Annotated in this window: 16 protein-coding genes and 1 riboswitch; of the genes, 10 read left to right on the top strand and 6 right to left on the bottom strand. The window is 66.1% G+C overall.

Annotated elements, in window-relative coordinates; all coding sequences use genetic code 11:
• Window position 1: 1 nt before the first annotated feature.
• The 5 genes from BMX85_RS12200 to BMX85_RS12180 form a co-directional block, all read right to left on the bottom strand.
• Window positions 2-4,099 carry a cobaltochelatase subunit CobN gene (locus tag BMX85_RS12200; RefSeq protein WP_090317956.1) on the bottom strand — a complete coding sequence of 1,366 codons (4,098 nt, stop codon included), beginning with the start codon at window positions 4,097-4,099 and terminating at the stop codon, window positions 2-4.
• Window positions 4,092-4,430, bottom strand: coding sequence for a (2Fe-2S) ferredoxin domain-containing protein (locus BMX85_RS12195; RefSeq protein ID WP_177196731.1), 339 nt, complete (start codon window positions 4,428-4,430; stop codon window positions 4,092-4,094). Before BMX85_RS12195 ends, BMX85_RS12200 begins: the two co-directional genes overlap by 8 nt.
• Entirely contained in the window at window positions 4,427-5,179 is a 753-nt protein-coding gene (locus BMX85_RS12190) for a CbtA family protein (protein WP_090317950.1), read from the bottom strand. The genes BMX85_RS12195 and BMX85_RS12190 overlap by 4 nt, the downstream gene beginning before the upstream one ends.
• 29 nt (window positions 5,180-5,208) lie before the next feature.
• Window positions 5,209-5,412, bottom strand: coding sequence for a CbtB domain-containing protein (locus BMX85_RS12185; protein ID WP_090317946.1), 204 nt, complete (start codon window positions 5,410-5,412; stop codon window positions 5,209-5,211).
• Window positions 5,413-5,570: 158 nt separating this feature from the next.
• Window positions 5,571-5,800, bottom strand: a riboswitch (cobalamin riboswitch).
• A gap of 76 nt (window positions 5,801-5,876) precedes the next feature.
• Entirely contained in the window at window positions 5,877-6,398 is a 522-nt protein-coding gene (locus BMX85_RS12180; RefSeq protein WP_090317942.1) for a GNAT family N-acetyltransferase, read from the bottom strand.
• Window positions 6,399-6,616: 218 nt separating this feature from the next.
• Between BMX85_RS12180 and BMX85_RS12175 the strand changes: the two genes are divergently transcribed.
• A complete protein-coding gene (locus tag BMX85_RS12175; protein WP_090317938.1) occupies window positions 6,617-8,167 on the top strand; it encodes a sensor domain-containing diguanylate cyclase in 1,551 nt (516 codons plus the stop codon).
• A gap of 28 nt (window positions 8,168-8,195) precedes the next feature.
• Here BMX85_RS12175 and BMX85_RS12170 read toward each other — a convergent pair whose 3' ends face one another.
• Window positions 8,196-9,200, bottom strand: coding sequence for a ribonuclease T2 family protein (locus BMX85_RS12170; RefSeq protein ID WP_090317935.1), 1,005 nt, complete (start codon window positions 9,198-9,200; stop codon window positions 8,196-8,198).
• Window positions 9,201-9,427: 227 nt separating this feature from the next.
• Between BMX85_RS12170 and BMX85_RS12165 the strand changes: the two genes are divergently transcribed.
• From BMX85_RS12165 to BMX85_RS12120, 9 genes are read left to right on the top strand one after another with little or no spacing between them, the layout of a single operon-like run.
• Window positions 9,428-10,000, top strand: a complete 573-nt coding sequence (locus BMX85_RS12165) for a Pvc16 family protein (protein ID WP_090317932.1) — start codon at window positions 9,428-9,430, stop codon at window positions 9,998-10,000.
• Between the two features lie 3 nt (window positions 10,001-10,003).
• On the top strand, window positions 10,004-10,942 hold the full coding sequence (locus BMX85_RS12160; RefSeq protein ID WP_090317929.1) for a hypothetical protein: 939 nt from the start codon (window positions 10,004-10,006) through the stop codon (window positions 10,940-10,942).
• 40 nt (window positions 10,943-10,982) lie between these two features.
• Window positions 10,983-12,980 (top strand): phage tail sheath family protein, encoded by a 1,998-nt coding sequence (locus BMX85_RS30960; protein WP_229210422.1) that lies wholly within the window; start codon window positions 10,983-10,985, stop codon window positions 12,978-12,980.
• 45 nt (window positions 12,981-13,025) lie between these two features.
• A complete protein-coding gene (locus tag BMX85_RS12145; protein ID WP_229210421.1) occupies window positions 13,026-13,487 on the top strand; it encodes a phage tail protein in 462 nt (153 codons plus the stop codon).
• Window positions 13,488-13,500: 13 nt separating this feature from the next.
• Window positions 13,501-13,977 (top strand): phage tail protein, encoded by a 477-nt coding sequence (locus BMX85_RS12140; RefSeq protein ID WP_090317926.1) that lies wholly within the window; start codon window positions 13,501-13,503, stop codon window positions 13,975-13,977.
• 24 nt (window positions 13,978-14,001) lie between these two features.
• Entirely contained in the window at window positions 14,002-14,196 is a 195-nt protein-coding gene (locus BMX85_RS12135; protein ID WP_090317923.1) for a DUF5908 family protein, read from the top strand.
• Window positions 14,197-14,880, top strand: coding sequence for a CIS tube protein (locus BMX85_RS12130; RefSeq protein WP_090317920.1), 684 nt, complete (start codon window positions 14,197-14,199; stop codon window positions 14,878-14,880).
• Between the two features lie 9 nt (window positions 14,881-14,889).
• Window positions 14,890-16,686 (top strand): type VI secretion system tip protein VgrG, encoded by a 1,797-nt coding sequence (vgrG, locus tag BMX85_RS12125; protein WP_090317916.1) that lies wholly within the window; start codon window positions 14,890-14,892, stop codon window positions 16,684-16,686.
• A 40-nt stretch (window positions 16,687-16,726) separates the two neighbouring features.
• Window positions 16,727-17,026 (top strand): PAAR domain-containing protein, encoded by a 300-nt coding sequence (locus BMX85_RS12120; protein WP_090317913.1) that lies wholly within the window; start codon window positions 16,727-16,729, stop codon window positions 17,024-17,026.
• Window positions 17,027-17,028: the final 2 nt, after the last annotated feature.

Here is a 17,028-nt window from a genome sequence, read left to right as displayed (position 1 = left end):
CCTATCCATGGCGCGGGGTCTCGCCGCGCTCCTCAAGTAGTTCTTCGCTGCGCAGATACAGTTCGCGCAGTTGGTCCAGCGTCTCCGGGCGCGGCTCGGCCCACATGCCGCGGCTGGCCGCCTCCAGCAAACGCTCGGCGATGGCGTTCTGCGCCCAGGGGTTGGCGTCCTGGAGGAACTGCCGCATCGCCGGGTCGAAGGCGTAGGATTGCGCCACGTCCTCGTACATCCAGTCGTCCATGACCTGGGCGGTGGCGTCGTAGCCGAACAAATAGTCGACGGTCGCGGTCAGCTCCAGGCCGCCCTTGTAGCCGTGCCGCTGTATGCTGGCCAGCCACTTCGGATTGACCACGCGCGAACGGAACACGCGCAGCGTCTCTTCCTTCAGGTCGCGCACCTGCGCGCGCGACGGATCGTGGCTGTCGCCGAAATAGTGGCGCGGCTGCTGGCCGCTCAGCGCGCGGATGGTGGCGATCATCCCGCCGTGGAATTGCAGGTAATCGTCGCTGTCGAAGATATCGTGTTCGCGGTTGTCCTGGTTGTGCAGCGCTATCTGCACGCCGCCCAGGCGCATGCGGAAAGCGTCGCGCTGGTCCGCGCCCTGAGTGCCGCGCGCGTAGGCGTAGCCGCCCCAGTTGACGTAGGCCTCGGCGAAGTCGGCGTCCGCCTCCCAGTTGCGGTGCTGGATCAGCGGCAGCACGCCGGCGCCGTAGGCGCCCGGCTTGGCGCCGAAGATGCGATAGCCGGCGCGCCGCGTGGCTTCCTGCTTGTCGATGCCCTGCCCCAACCAGTCCGCCAACTCGGTCAGATAGTGCTTGCGCACGAAATTGTGCGTGAGCGGTTCGTCCAGCGCGATGACCTGATTGACGGCGTCGTCGATCAGATCGATCAGTTGCGGGAAGGCGTCGCGGAAAAATCCGCTGATGCGGGTCGTGACGTCGATGCGCGGGCGTTTCAGCTCGTCCAGCGGAATGATCTCCACGCCGCTCACCTGACGGCTCTCCGCCCGCCACACCGGCCGCACGCCAAGCAGCGCCAGAATCTGCGCCACATCGTCGCCGTGGGTGCGCATCGCGCTGGTGCCCCAAATGCTGATGGCGACACTCTCTGGAAAATCCCCGCTCTCGCGCTGATAACGTTCCAGCACTTCGCGCGCCAGTTGCTGGCCAACCCGCCATGCCGATTGCGACGGCACGCTGCGCGGATCGACGGAGTAGAAGTTGCGGCCGGTCGGCAGAATCTGCGCCATGCCGCGCGTCGGCGAACCGCTTGGGCCGGCCGGCACGTAGCGGCCCGACAGGCCATTCAACAGGTTGTCGATTTCGTCGGTCGCGCGGGTCAGGTTCGGCACCAGCTCGCGGCAGGCAAAACCGAGGATGCGGCGGATGGCGTCGAAGCGCGCGGGGCCGCTTGCGAGGGCTGTGGCGGGCGACTGTGGACGCGGCTCCGCGGGCTTGGGACGCGGCTTCCCCATCTGCGACAGCACATTGGCTTTGGCGCGCAAGGCTGGTTGCAGCAAAGGCGTGGCGGCGGAAGCCGTGTCGAGCGCGCCGAAGACGCGGTCGATGGCCGCATCGATACGCGCCGGATCGTACCGCCAGGCGCCCAGTTCTTCGTACAGGCGCAGGCACAGTATATCCACGGCGTCCAATGCGTTGGCGCGCGAGACGACGGCGCGATCGGCCAGCCGCGCCAGCGCCGGCACGACATTCAAACGGCGCGTCTGCTGGTCCAGCAGCATGTCCATGGTCAGGCCGAACAGCCGCGCCACTTCCGATTGCAGGCCGGGGATGTCGAGGTTGGGCAGGCGCGTCAGCGATACCAGCATGTCCGGCATCTGTTCGTCGTCCGGGCAGCGACCCAGTATATGCAGGCCGTCACGTATCTGGGCCGAACCCAGTTCGCACAGATAGCCGTCCAGGTCCTCGATCAGGTGGGCGACATCGGAGCCGCCCATCGCCGCCAATGCCGCCGGCAGGCCTTCGCCATGGTCATGGTCGTGGTCATGGCCGTGATGGTGGTTATCGTGATGGTGGTCATGGTCATGGTGGTGATGCGCATGGCCGTGACCGTGATCATGATCGTGGTCGTGATCATGATGCAGCAGCCGCATCTGCAAATCGGAGTTCAGATTGGTCTGCTTCACCAGCTCCCAGATCTGCTGCTGCAACAGCGGCAGCTTGGCCGGGTCCAGCACCTCGACCTGATAGTACTCGTCGACCAGTTGCGTCAACTGCGCCAACGCGCCATAGGTATCGGCGGTGGTCATCGGCGGCGTCAAATGATCGACGACGACCGCGTGGCCGCGCCGCTTGGCCTGCGAGCCTTCGCCCGGGTCGTTTATGATGAACGGGTAAAACAGCGGCAAATCGCCCAGCAGCGCGTCCGGGAAGCACTCCTCCGACAAACCGACACCCTTCCCCGGCAGCCACTCCATCGTGCCGTGCTTGCCGACGTGGACGATGGCGTCGGCGCGCCACTCGTCCCGCAGCCAGCGATACAGCGCGTAGTAATGGTGCGTCGGCGGCAGGTCCGGCTGATGGTAGATCGCGTCCGGGTCCATGCCATAACCGCGCGGCGGCTGCAACGCGACGAACACATTGCCCATCTCGATGCCGGCCAGCGACAGATGGCCGTCATGGACATACGCCTCGCCCGGCGCCTCGCCCCACTGCTTGGTCATCTTTTCCCGCATCGACACCGGCAGCTCCGCGAACCATTGCGCATACCGCTCGGCCGGCACGCGGCCGGCGGCATTGCGCAACTGCTCGGCGGTCACGTAGATATTGTCGTACGAGCAGCGCGCTATCAGGTCATGAATCAACGCCGTGCCGTCGCCAGCTGGTTGGCCCGCATCATAGCCGTCGGCCCGCATCGCCGCCAGGATGCGGATCAGCGACGCCGGCGCGTCCAGTCCGACCGCGTTGCCGATCTGAGACGCCTTGCTGCTTGAATTGGTGAACATGAAGGCGACGCGCTTCTCGGCGTTCGGCAGCCGCTTCAGGCGCGCGAAGCGCGCGGCGATGCCGGCGATGCGCGCCACCCGGTCCGGCAGCGGGTCGTACTCGACCGCCTCGTTCGGCAAGCCGGCCGCGCGCGCCTTGAATGACAGCGGCACCGTGATGATGCGGCCGTCGAATTCCGGCAGCACCACGTTCATCGCCGTATCGAGCGGATTGAGGCCGCGCGCCGACTGGCTCCACTGTTCGAGTGTCATGCCGCTGGTGATGGCCTGCAGCACCGGCACGTCGAGCGCCTCCAGCACGCCGACCGACCAGCCGGCCGGCGTCGGACCGCCCGCCGTGATCTCGCCCATCGCGAAGGAGGTGGTGTTGATCAGCACATCGATGTGCGCGCCCGAGGCGTCGGCCACATGGCGCAACGCGCTGGGCAAGCCGCCGCCATCGCCGGCCCCGGCGCGCAGCGACGACGTAAACACCGGCAGCACGTTCATGCCGCGCGCTTCCAGCGCGGCCAGCATGGCGTCGATGAAGCGCGTGTTCCCGCTCATCCAGTGGGCGCGGTAAAACACGATGCCCACGCTGGGACGCGCCGGATCGCGCAGCGCCAGCCAATCGGCCAGGCCGGCGCCTGGCGCCAGATCGGGGTGATAGATGCCGTGTTCCGGCAACGGGTGGGCCGGCTCGAAACCGAAGCCTGTCAATAGCAGGTGATCGGAAAGATAACGCAGCAGCTGCGCCAGATTGGCGCTGCCGCCGGCCTGGAAATACTTCAACGTCATTTGCAGCACGTCGGCCGATGCCGCCGACACGGCGGCCAGTTCCGGGTCCGGCTCGCCCGTGCCGCTGATGACGATCAAATGCCGGCCATGCCGGCGCGCGTGGTCGACCAGCTCCGCAAATCCGGGAACCCCGCCCAGCCGGCCCAGCACGCGCACGACGATGACCCTCGCGGCGCGCAAATTACCCGCCAACAACACCGCCATCGAGGTATCCGCATCGAGCGATTGCAGGTTCACGCCCGCCACCCCGCAAAAACCCGAAGGTAGCTGCGCCCGCGCTTGATGCAGCACCGTCAAATCGTTGGAGGCGTGCGTCAGCAGCGCGATGTGCGCCTGGCCGGCTGTGGTTTCAGTCATCTTTAGGGTCCGGTGCGCAGGTATCGCCTTCACCAAGGCGATGGAATATCAGGTCATCGACTTCGCGGCCGCCGATCAGGTGTTCGTTGACGATGCGCTCCGCATTGGCCTCGTTCACGCGCTGGTACCACACGCCTTCCGGATAGACCACCATCACCGGCCCCTCGTAACGGCAGGCCACCATGCAATGGGTGCGCGTGCGCTTGACGGCAAGCTCCGGATGGGCGTCGATCATTTCGCCCATGCGCTCGAACACCGCCTGCGCGCGCCCCTCCACGGGAGCGCAACGCGGGCCGACGCACATGAATAGATGACGATGATGGGTTCTCATCGATCGGCGAAGCGCTGGTGGAACAAGCCTGTCAGGGCGCCCAGCGCCAGCCAGAACACGCCGTTGGCGAGCGCGGTGGCGTAGACGAAGGAACGCTGCAGATGTTCCGGCGCGACGCTGGCATGCACCAGCGGCTGCGGCGCGCCGACCAGATGCGGCACCACCAGCAGCGCGACGGCCGCCAGCTTCAGCGCCCAATGGCGGCCGAAGGCCAGCATCGCCAGCGCGGTGGCGGTCGACATCGCGGTCGCGATCCACCAGCCCTGGCGCGCGGCCACCGGCGCGGCGGCGGTGCCGGGTAGCTCCGGCGGCAAGCCGACCGACGGCGCCAGGAAGAACACCGCGTAACCTGCGGCGCCCCACAGCAGGCCGGAACGCCAGTCGACCGCGCGGCCGCGCAGCCCGATGGCGGCCGCCAGCAGCAAACCATAGCCGACAGCCATGCTGACGTCGGCCAGCGCGGTGTAGAGCGTGCGCTCGACGCCATCCTCCGGCTGCCAGCCGCCATGTTCGTGCGGGGCTTCGTGCGGTTCTTCATGCGCTGCGCCGTGCGCCGCCTCGTGGGCCCCTTCGTGCACGTGCTGCGCGCCGTCGGCGTGCGTATGCGCCGCCGGCTGCGCCTCGCCCGCCGACTCCAGCACCTCGGCCTGCGCGATGATGCGCGTCACCTGCAAGTGCTGCACGCCGGTCAGCATCAAGCCGGCCAGCAGGCCGGCCGCCGCCGCGGTGCGCACCATGCGATTGAACATGCCGGCGCCCGCACCGGCCCCGGTACGGCTCAATGACACGGGAAGCCCGCCGAGTGGCGGCTGTCGTGGGCGGCGTTATGCAGCGCTTCCATCGACGCGAAACCGGCGCCGAACAGCAGCACGGCGCCCAGGCTCGCCGCCATCAAGGCCGCGACCAGCTTGTCCTTCAGTGCGACGGGACGGGCATGCGCGGAGGCGTGGGCCTGGCCGGCTTGGATAGAGTTGATGGACATATTGGTTTCTCCGAAAAGCAGCGACGACCACGGGGTCGGAAAGCTCGTATCGGAAGATGGACCAGGGGAGAGACGAATGCGGCGCCAGGGAGAACCGGAAAGAAGATGCGCGGATCAAGCCGTGGCAGTTCTCCACCCGTATCGCCCTCCGCGATACAAACGTGTTTACCGCTACTGGCTGGTTTCCGGGCTGGCGAGTGGGCGTCCATGTGGAACACCTGGATTTGCGCCTTCCCATGCAATCGCACAGTGGCATCATACAAATCCTTAACCTCGCTTACCGTTGCGGGGGCAGCGCCGGCCTTGCCGTTCCAGCGGAACGACGCACCGGCTTCCCATTTAAATCTGCAAACGATCATTTGCAGATACCAGAAGCTGACTACCGGCGCAGTATAGGTCTGCGACTGCGGAATTGCAAGACGATCATGCCATCGTGCGCGGGTCGGGGATGAGCCGGGCCGGCGTCAGCCGTCCACCGGATGCGCCGGCGTGGCCAGCATCAGCTGATAAAACGCCAGGTCAAGCCAGCGGTCGAACTTGAAGGCGGCATGGCGAATAGTGCCGGCGTGCACGAATCCCGACTGCTCGTGCAGCGCGATGCTGGCGGCGTTGGCTGCGTCGATGCCGCCGACCAGGATGTGCAGGTCGGCCTGCCGCGCGGCGTCGATGATGGCGCTTAGCAAAGTGCGCCCCAAGCCCTTGCCCCGCTGGTCGCCGCGCACATAAATCGAGTGCTCGACCGAGTACTTATTGGCCGGAAAGCCCCGGAACGCGCCGTAACTGGCGAATCCCAGCAGCTCGCCGGCGCCGTCCTCCAGCCCGATGACCGGATAGCCGCCGCCGCGCTTGGCCGCGAACCAGTTCTTCATCGTCTCCATCGTGCGTGGATGGTATTCATACAGCGCGGTCGAGTTGGCGATCGCGTCGTTGAAGATGGCAAGAATGGCTGGCGCGTGGCGCTCTTCCGTACAGCTGACGAGTTGCATTGAGGCTCCGAAATAGTGGCTTGGATTGAGACTGCTCAACATGATAGACGATAAATCTCAAGCCTTTCAACGGCCATTTCTGCCACCCGAACATTTTCGTACAGAAAATAAAAACAAAAGGATAGACTGGCTTACGCACGCACTTTCCTTATTGTAATATTATGAAAAAGGGGGTATCGCGCCTCATTTAGAATAACGACAGCGAGGTCGCATCAATCATGAAATTAGCTCATGCGCCGTCGATCCGGACCAGGTTGATCTGGCTGGTGGTGGCTTGCATCGTCCCCGCGTCGCTGATGGTGGTGAGGATGATCGGCTCCGACTACGAACTCGCGCGCGCCGCCTTCATCCGCAGCGCCATGACGACCGCGCACGCCAACGCGATGGCGATCGACAAGGAGTTCGCCGTCATCGAATCGACGCTGAAGGTGCTGGCCATCTCCCCCAGCCTGCTGGGCGAGGACCTCAAGCCGTTCTACGACCAGGCGCGCGCCGTCTGCGCCAGCCAGGATATATTCAACATCGTGCTCGAAGACGGCGCCGGCCAGCAGTTGATCAACACCTTCAAGCCGTATGGCAGCGAGCTGCCCAGCTCAAGCGTCGATCACTTGTTGACCTATATGCAGAACAACGACACCACCGCCATTTCGCAGGTGTCCATGGGACCGCTATCGAAGCGCTACATCGTCGCCGTCGCCGTGCCGGTCACCCGAAGGCCGAACGGCTTCAACGCGCTGAGCGCGGTGGTGACGGTGGAGCGCTTCGGCACCATCCTCAAACAGCAGCAATATCCCGAACACTGGATCGCCACCATCCTCGACAACAAGGGCACGGTGGTGGCCCGCACCAGCGACATGCAGCGCTACGTCGGACAGCACGCCATTCCGGAGGCGCTGGAACGGTTGCAGGAACTCCCGGAGGGCACCTTCGAAACCAAAACGCTCGACGGCAAGCCTATCCTGGCCGTGCTGGCCAAAGCCCCCAATTCGCAGTGGACGGTGGCCATCGGCATTCCCATCGAGGTGCTGAACTCCCAGCTGCTGAGCAAACTGTGGACGCTGGTGCTGTCGACCATCCTCCTGCTGGGCGGCGGCCTGCTGTTCGCCTGGCACATCGGCAACCGCATCAGCCGCTCGATCCGCGACCTGGTGGCGCCGGCGCTGGCCCTGGGCGCCGGCGACAGCATCGAGCCGGCCACCTACGGCCTGCGCGAGGCGAACGAGGTCGGACAGGCGCTGGTCAAGGCGTCGAGGATGCACGCGCTGGCCAGGCACCAGGCCACGCACGATCCGCTGACCGGCTTGGCCAACCGCGCCATGTTCACCGAGTTCCTGGCCCGCCAGCTCAGTCTCAGCGAACGCAATCAGGAATCGATGGCGGTGCTGTATCTGGATCTGGACAACTTCAAATTCATCAACGACACCTACGGCCATGGCGCCGGCGACGAGCTATTGAAAACCGCCGCCGACCGCCTGCTCACCGAACTGCGCAAATCCGACATGGCCGCCAGGCTGGGAGGCGACGAATTCGCGGTGGTGCTGGTCGCCAGCGGCGAGGAGGACGCCGCCGGCGTCGTCGAGAAGCTGTCCCAACGCCTGGCCATGCCGTATGACATAGAGGGCCATGAATTGCTGGCCGCCGCCAGCATCGGCGTGGCCATCTATCCGCAGTCGGCCAGCACCGCCGACGCCTTGATCGCACGCGCCGACGACGCCATGTACAAGTGCAAGGCGGAGCGCAAAAAGGCGCGCGCCGTCACCATCGACTAACGCCTGTCGAGTAGTCTTCGACGGCCGCTCAATCGCGGCCGGCGCCTTCCACGTACACCTCGTCGCCGCAGCCCACGGCGCGCGCGCGCGCCGGCACGGCGCCGCCCACCATCTGCTTCAACTCGCCGTCGGTGCTGAATTCCAGCGGCAGCGACACGCGGATCTCCTGCAGATATTTACGCTGCGTGCAGATCAGCGTGATGCTGTCGGCCACCTGGGCGCCGTAGCTGGCCTTGACCCGCTCGAAGAAATCATTGACGCGGAACGACTTGCCCACGCTGCCCAACACGATCTTGCCCACTTCCGAATCGTTCACCACCCGCACCGCCGACACGGCCTTGACGAAATAGTCGTCCGGCGACAGCGATTGGCATTTGCCATGTTTGTTCCACTCGTACGCGCCGAAGGTGCGCTCGTAGAAGAAATTCGGCATCCACGGCGCGACCTTGTCGATGGTTTCCTGCTTCAGCGAGAACTGCTCGCCCTGGCAGCTGCCGTAATTGGTGCCGCATTCCTTCTTGTTGGGCCACAGCCCGTGCAGGTTCAGGTTCTTCGCCTCCAGCTTGCCCCCGTTCATGGCGTCGCATTCGGGCTTTTTGCCGTTGTATTTAACGTGCTCGCAAAAACCTGGCTGCCAGGTGATCGCAAGAAGATAGCTGTCCTGCTTGTTGGCGATGTTGCAGGCGCTGCCGGCGGCCGCCGCCGCGGCGATCTCGCGCTGGCGTTGCGCCTTGGTCGGCTTATCGCTCAGCTCCGGCGTGCCGCACTCCTTGCGCACCCAGCGCAACGACGGCTGCGCGCCCGGCACCTCCACCCTGAGCCAGTCGTAATCGACCTTGTTGATTTCGCGCACCTCGTACTCGGTGCCGGGCACGATTTTCTGCGCGCCCGGGTTGCTCTGTTTGGCGAAGGACGAGTAAGCCTCGCAGCTCTTGGTGGCGGTGAAACTGCCATTGGCCGATTCGCTGGCGCTGCAACCGAACGCGGTGAAAACCAGCAACAAGGCGGCTACGGGGATGATTGGGCGCGGCATGACGGCTCCTGAATGAACGAAATGCCAATATCTTAGCGGACTTTCTTGATAAAAGGCATGTGTAAGCAACAGTGTCAACGAAAAGGCCGACATGTAAATTTACATCGGCGGCGTGTCACAACCGGCCGCAAACCCGCATGAATCCATGCTTGCGGGGCTGGCACATGAATTGCTGAATATGCCACATCAATCCAGTTACCCATCGCCCGGGAAGAAAGCAGGACATCGTGATCAGCGCCGCCATCAACCATATCGCCCAGCACCTGAACCAGTTCCTGCGCCACGCGCACCAACTGGGCGACGACATCGTCGTGGTGTCCAACCTGCTGTCGCAGGACGGCGCGCTGGCGCGCGACACCGCCAACAAGGTAGTCGTGTTGCTGGCGAATATCGAAAAGGACACGATGCCGCAGCAAGCGCCGTCCACCGCCTCCGCCGGCGGCCGCGTGGGCGTGCACGGCAGGCCGCTGTTCCTCAACCTGGAAATCGTCGTCGCGGCCAATTTCGGCGATAAAAACTACTCCGAGGCGCTCGCCTTCATCTCCAGCGCCATCGGATTTTTCCATCAGACGCCGGTGTTCGACCACCTGCTCACGCCCGACCTCGACGACCGCATCGAAAAACTGTTGCTCGACATGGAGAACCTCACCCACCACGAGTTGAGCAACCTGTGGACCATGTTGAGCGGGCGCTATCTGCCGTCGGTGCTGTACAAGGTGCGCATGATCAGCTACGGCGGCGGCACGCTGGTCGGCCAGGCGCCGGTTGTCAGCCGCCCGCACACCAGCGCCGGACTGTGAGCCATGGACGCCTACGCCACCCTGCTGCACATCGGCGCGCGCCACGCCTTTTTCGGCGAGCACGCCGTCGGCCGCTTCCGCTTCGCGCCGAGCGCCGCCACCGCCGCCCTGCTGGCGCGGCACGACATCCTCGCCCGGACCGGCGCCGAAGGCCTGACCCTGGTCTGCCCGAGGGCGACGCGCACCGCGCTGCAAGCGGGCGCGCTCCCGGCGCTGGAACTGGAGTTCGACGCGTGGAGCATCGGCGCCAGCTTCTCGCTGGTGACCGCGCCGGCGCCGCCGGCGGCGGACGCGCGCCTGGTTTTCCACAGCGCCGGCGCGGTGCACGAGCAACAAGGCATCTGGCGCCTGCACGCGCAGCCGCAGGCCGGCGCCTCGGCGTGGAGCCGGGCGGTCATCCCCAACCGCGCCGCCGGCCTCGACGACGGCGGTCCGCGCGCGCCGCGGCCGGCCTTCCATCTGCTGCTGTCGGCGGCCGCGATCGCCGCCGCGCTGGCCGGCCACGCGGCGCCGCGCTTCCTGGTGCGCTTCGGCGCGCGCCAGACCAGGTGGCGCTATTACCTGCTGGGCGACGCCCTCGGCGGCGGGCCGGCGCGCGCCGACGCGATCGACCCGGCCGACACGCGGGACCAGGCGGACGGCCCGCAGCCGGCCATCATCGACCTCGACGGCGTGCTCAGTTTCACGCCCGGCGGCTACACCGAACTCGCGGGACAACACAGGGCGCTGACCTTCATCAGCGAACAGGCGATCGACATGCGCCAGCACCCGCCCCAACGCCTGCAACTATGCGAGCGGAGGGGGCCGGACAGGCAGGTCAACCGGATTCTCATCAAGCGACTGCCGAACGCAAGTGTGGCCGCCGTCGGGAGGGAAGTGGCACCAGGCAGTAACGAAACGGGCGGCCAGGCCGTGCTGGTTTCGGAGATCTACATCCGCTGATGAATCACCTCACTCATCTATCACCTTAAAAGGACACAAGATGGCGCAATACAAAACTCCCGGGGTCTACATCGTTGAAAAAAACGCCTTCCCCAACTCGGTCGTCGAAGTGGCCACTGCGGTGCCCGCTTTCGTCGGCCATACCGAAACCGCCAGCTACAAAGGCGGTTCGCTCGACAACAAGCCATGGCGCATCACCTCGATGGCCGAATACGAGGCCTGCTTCGGCGGCGCCCCGCGTCCCGTGTTCACCATCGCCAAGGCCGCGCCGGCCGACGAGAAGGACTTCAAGGCGGTCGCCGCCCGCGCCGACGAAGGCGGCGCCGACAGCGCGCCGGCCACGCCCGAGGCCAGCGCCGCCGCCGAGGCCCGCAAGGTGCTGGCCGCCGCCCGCGCCACCTTGATCGCCGCCCCGGCCGCCGAACTCGAAGCGGCGCAGACGGCCTACGCGGCCGCGCTCGCCGCCGCCGACGAGGCGGCCAAGGCTGCCGGGCTGAGCCTGTCCGCCGACGAGGCGCTCGACGCCGGCGGCATCGCCGCCCTGCCCGCCGTCAACGCCATCCGCAAGCGCGCCGCCGCCGACGCCGCCAAGCAGGCGCTGGAAGGCGAGACCGACGAAGCGGCCAGGAAGACCAAGGCGGAGGCCCACGACGCCGCCGAGGCCGAGGCGGTCAAGGCGGAAAAGACGGCCAACACCGCCGCCATCGAAGCGGCCAAGACGGACAGCGCGGCCCGCATCAAGGAAGAGCGCCAGCGCCCGGCGGCCGACTACCACGTCGAACTGAGCGACGGCAAGCACCTGCTCTACAACAGCATGAAACTGTTCTTCCAGAACGGCGGCGGCGCCTGCTACGTGGTGTCGGTCGGCAACTACCATGGCGCGCCCGACAAGGACACCCTTGCGGCCGGCATCGACACCCTGCTCAAGGAGCAGGAACCGACCATGCTGGTGATTCCGGAGGCGATGCTGCTATCGCAAGAGGACTGCTACAGCCTGCAGCAGCAAATGCTGCTGCACTGCGGCGTCAAGATGAAGAGCCGCTTCGCCCTGCTCGACATCCACGAGGGCTTCCGCGAGCTCAAGGATGGACCGGTCAACCACTTCCGCGACCACGTCACCAGCACCGTGCTGGCCTTCGGCGCGGCCTACTATCCGTGGGTCCACACCACCATCGTCGCGCTCAAGGACATCAACTTCACCCACCTCGACCCGGCGCCCGAGCAGCGCGCGCTGCTGGCCGACATGCTGCGCAACGAACTGGCGCCGCTGCTCAACCCGGACGGCAGCAACGCCAGCGCCAAGCTCAAGGCCAAGGACGTCGGCGACCTGATCGACAGCCTGGTCCTGGCCTGGTCCGACGACGAGGACGTGCGCCGGCGCATCGAGATCGTCCACAACGCCATCGCCGCCCTGAGCAAACTCTATGGCGAGGTGCTGCTGGCGATGCAGCGCAAGGTCAACCTGCTGCCGCCGAGCGCCGCCATGGCCGGCCTGTACACGATGATCGACAACACCCGCGGCGTCTGGAAGGCGCCGGCCAACGTCGGCCTGATGTCGGTCAGCTCGCCGGCCGTCAACATCACGCACGACGACCAGGAGGACCTCAACGTCAGCACCACCGGCAAGTCGATCAACGCCATCCGCAGCTTCATCGGCGAGGGCACGTTGGTGTGGGGCGCGCGCACGCTCGATGGCAACAGCCTGGACTGGCGCTACGTCAACGTGCGCCGCACCATGATCATGCTCGAGGAGTCGCTGCGCCTGGCCAGCAAGGCCTATGTGTTCGAGCCCAACGTCGCCAATACCTGGGTCACGATCAAGAGCATGGCGCGCAACTTCCTGACCGGCATCTGGAAGCGCGGCGGCCTGGCCGGCGCCTCGCCGGACGACGCCTTCAGCGTCGCCGTCGGCCTCGACGAGACCATGACGGCCGACGACATCCTCGAAGGCATCCTGCGGGTGACCATCCTGGTGGCGATCAGCCGGCCGGCCGAGTTCATCGAGATCACCTTCCAGCAACAGATGCAGAAATCCTGACCGCGCCGATAACGCGGTTCCCTTTGAATACTGATAGCGAGGTTAATGATGGCTGATGACGGCTCAAAACAATCGACGGCGGTATGGCCGCTGCCCAAGTTCTATTTCCAGGTGAAATGGGATTCCCAGGTCATGTCGTTCCAGGAGGTCAGCGGACTCGACGTCCAGTCCGAGGAAATCAAGTACCGCCACGGCGACAGCCCGGAATTCGCGGTCATCAAGATGCCGGGCATGAAGAAGGTCGGCAACGTGACGATGAAAAAAGGCGTGTTCAAGTCCGACAACAAGTTCTGGGACTGGTTCAACCAGATCAAGATGAACACCGTCAAGCGCGTGCCGGTGACCATCAGCCTGCTCGACGAGACCGGCGCCCCGACCATGGTCTGGACCCTGGCCAACGCCTGGCCGACCAAGATCACCGGCACCGATCTGAAGGCCGAGGGCAACGAGGCGGCGATCGAGACCATCGAGATCGTCCACGAAGGCCTGACCATCGCCAACGGCTAGGGAGGACGGCGCCATGTCCCTGCTGGATGCCTTGTCCCTCGGGGACGACTACCCGCCGTCGGCCTTTTACTTCAAGGTGGTGCTCGGCGCCACGCTGGGCATGACCGACGCCTCGTTCCAGGAGGTGTCGGGCATGAACGCCGAGCTCAAGACCGAGGAGGTGGTCGAGGGCGGCGAGAACCGCTACGTCCATACGCTGCCCGCCGGCATGAAGGCGCGCACGCTGGTGCTCAAGCGCGGCATCGCGCCGTTCACCTCGCCGCTGGTGATCTGGTGCCGCTCGGTGTTTGAAATGGACTTCATGGTGCCGATCGTCGCACAGCCGGTCGGCGTCTACCTGATGAACGTGCAGCGCATCCCGATCCGCGCGTGGAGCTTCGCCAACGCCTATCCGATCAAATGGGAGGTCGAAAAGTTCGGCTCGACCAAGAACGAGGTGGCGATCGAGAACATCACGCTGAGCTACAACTATTCGAACCGCCTGATCTGAACATTATAAGGTTGCACCATCATCATGCCGATCGACATCCAGAACCTGCACATCAAGTCCACCGTGGTCCAGCGCGCCGGCGGCGACGAGGCCGCCGGCGCGGCCGGCGAGCCGGCGCAACCGGTCGACGAGCGCGCCGCCGCCCGGTTGCGCGAGCAATTGCTGGCCGAGTGCAAGCGCATGATACGCGACGCCCTCAACCAACGGCAGGAGCGCTAGATGGGCGTCCTGAGCACAGGGTTGAAGCAGAAGCTGACGATCTACCCCGTCATCGGCGGCAGTCCCCCCAGGGCGGACGAAAGCAAGGGCCTCGAGGTGCTGATCAATCCGTCCGGCTACACGCGCAACCTGCGCGTCCAGTACAGCGACCGCTACTCGCTGGGGCAGCCCACCGGCATTCCCCGGTTCAGCTTCATCTCGTCGGAGGAGCTGACGCTGCCGCAATTGGTGTTCGACGGCACCGGCGTGGTGGCCCTGGTCGGCATGAAAGGCGTCAATGAAATGATCGACGAGCTGCTCGCGCTGATCTACAAGGTCAACGGCAACGAGCACCAGCCGAACGTGGTCTGCTTCGCCTGGGGCGACCTGATGTTCTACGGTGTCGTGCACGCCATCGACATCGACTACACGCTGTTCAAGCCGAGCGGCGAGCCGTTGCGCGCCAAGGTCAAGCTGAAGGTGAAATCGACCATGGCGGTGGAGGAAATGATCAAGCGCGCCAACCTCAGTTCGCCCGACCTGACCCACCTGGTCGACGTGCGCGCCGGCGACACGCTGCCGCTGCTGTGCAACCGCATCTACCGCGACCCGGCCTATTACCTCGCGGTCGCCCGCGTCAACGGACTGGTCGATTTTCGCGACCTCCAGCCCGGCATGCGGCTGCGCTTTCCGCCATTGAACTGAGCCACCGCCATGCCCGCTCCCAGCCCCCTGGCCGCAACCGACGGCCCCGTCAACCTTGTCATCCGCAGCAACGGCACCAAGCTGGCCGACCAGTACCGGGTGATCTCGCTCGTCATCGGCAAAGGCGTCAACAAGCTGTCGCAGGCGCGCCTGATCGTCGCCGACGGCGACATGGCGCAACAGCAGTTCGAGCTCAGCGACGGCGACGCCCTCGTGCCGGGCGCTAAGATCGAGATCGAGGCCGGCTACGGCGCCGCCGCCACCCTGATCTTCGCCGGCGTGGTGGTGCGCCATGGCCTGCAAGTGGGCGGCGACAACGACAGCCGGCTGGTGATCGAGTGCCGCCACGCCGCCTTCCCGCTGACCCTGGCACGCAACAACGCCAACCATGTCGCCACCACCGACGGCGACGCCATCGGCGCCATCCTCGCGGCCGCCGGCGTCGACGCCACGGTCGCCACCACCGAGGCGGTCTACGACGGCCTGGTGCAGTTCTACAGCAGCGACTGGGATTTCGTGCTGGCGCGCGCCGAGGCCAACGGCCTGCTGGTGGTGGCCGGCGACGCCGCCGTCACGGTCAAGGCGCCATCCACCGCCACCGAACCGGTGCTGACGCTGACCTACGGCATCGACCTGCAAAGCTTCGAGGCCGACATCGACGCCCGCACCCAGTACGCCGAGGTGACCGGCGTGTGCTGGGACCCGGCCACCCAGCAGGTGGTCGAACAACAGGCCGAACCGCCGTCGCTGGGCCTGCAGGGCGACCTGACGGCGGCCAAGCTGGCGGAGGTCGGCGGCGTCGCCGCGCTGCGGCTGCAGACCCCGGTGCCGCTGGCCACCGGCGCGCTCAAGGCCTGGGCCGGCGCGCGCCAGATGAAGGCGGCGCTGGCCCGGGTGCGCGGCACGATGCGCTTCCAGGGCAGCGCGCTGGCCCTGCCGGACACCACGATGAGCGTGGCCGGGGTCGGCACGCGCTTCAGCGGCCAGGTGTATGTCAGCGCCGTCGAACACACCTTCGCCGACGGCAACTGGTATACCGACGCCGAGTTCGGCCTGGCGCCGGAATGGACGGCGGCGGCGGGCGGCGCAGGCGGCGGCGCCGAGGCTGCCTCCGGGCTGTTGCCGGGCGCCAGCGGCCTGCACATCGGCGTCGTGAGCAAGCTCGACGAGGACCCCGCCGCCCAGCACCGGGTCCAGGTGGTGATGCCGGTGTCGCAGAACAAGACCAAGGGCGTGTGGGCGCGCCTGGCCAGCGCCTACGGCTCGGAGACGGTGGGCGCCTTCTTCATCCCCGAGATCGGCGACGAGGTGCTGGTCGGCTATTTCAACAACGATCCCGGCAACCCGGTCGTGCTCGCCAGCCTGTACAGCAGCAAGCGCGCCCCGCCCTACCCGCTGACGGCCGACAACTTCATCAAGGCGATCGTCACCAAAGGCTTGTTGAAGGTCGAGTTCGACGACGACAAGAAGGTCATGACCTTGCTCACGCCGGCCGGCAACACCGTCGTCATGAGCGACGACGCCAAGTCCATCGTCATGACCGACCAGAACGGCAACAAGGTCGCGCTCGACGAAAAAGGCATCCTGCTCGACAGCCCGTTCGACGTCGTCATCAAGGCCGGCGGCAAGATCACGCACGACGCCGGCGCCAACATCGAGTCCACCGCCGGCGCCGACCTCAAGCAATCGGCGCTCAACATCAACAGCAACGCCTCGATGTCGCTGGTGGCCAAGGGCGCCTCCAGCGCCGAACTGTCGGCGGCCGGCCAGGTCACCGTCAAGGGCGCCATGGTGGCGATCAACTGATCCGCGCCGCCGCGCCAACCCAACCAATCCAAGGACCGCCATGCCACCCGCCGCCCGCCTGACCGACATGCACGTATGCCCGATGGTCACCCCAGGACTGCCGCCGATCCCGCACGTGGGCGGGCCCGTGCTCGGGCCCGGCGTGCCGACCGTGATGATCGGCAAGCTGCCGGCCGCCGTCGTCGGCGACCAGTGCCTGTGCGTCGGCCCGCCCGACGCCATCGCCATGGGGTCGATGACGGTCACCATCGGCGGCCAGCCGGCGGCCCGGGTGGGCGACGCCTGCGCCCACGGCGGCACCATCACGCTCGGCTGTCCGACCGTGCTCATCGGAGGTTAGCG

It is taken from the genome of Duganella sp. CF517 (genome assembly GCF_900110275.1).
GTDB lineage: Bacteria > Pseudomonadota > Gammaproteobacteria > Burkholderiales > Burkholderiaceae_D > Rugamonas.
This window is presented reverse-complemented; position numbering and strand designations above follow the sequence as displayed.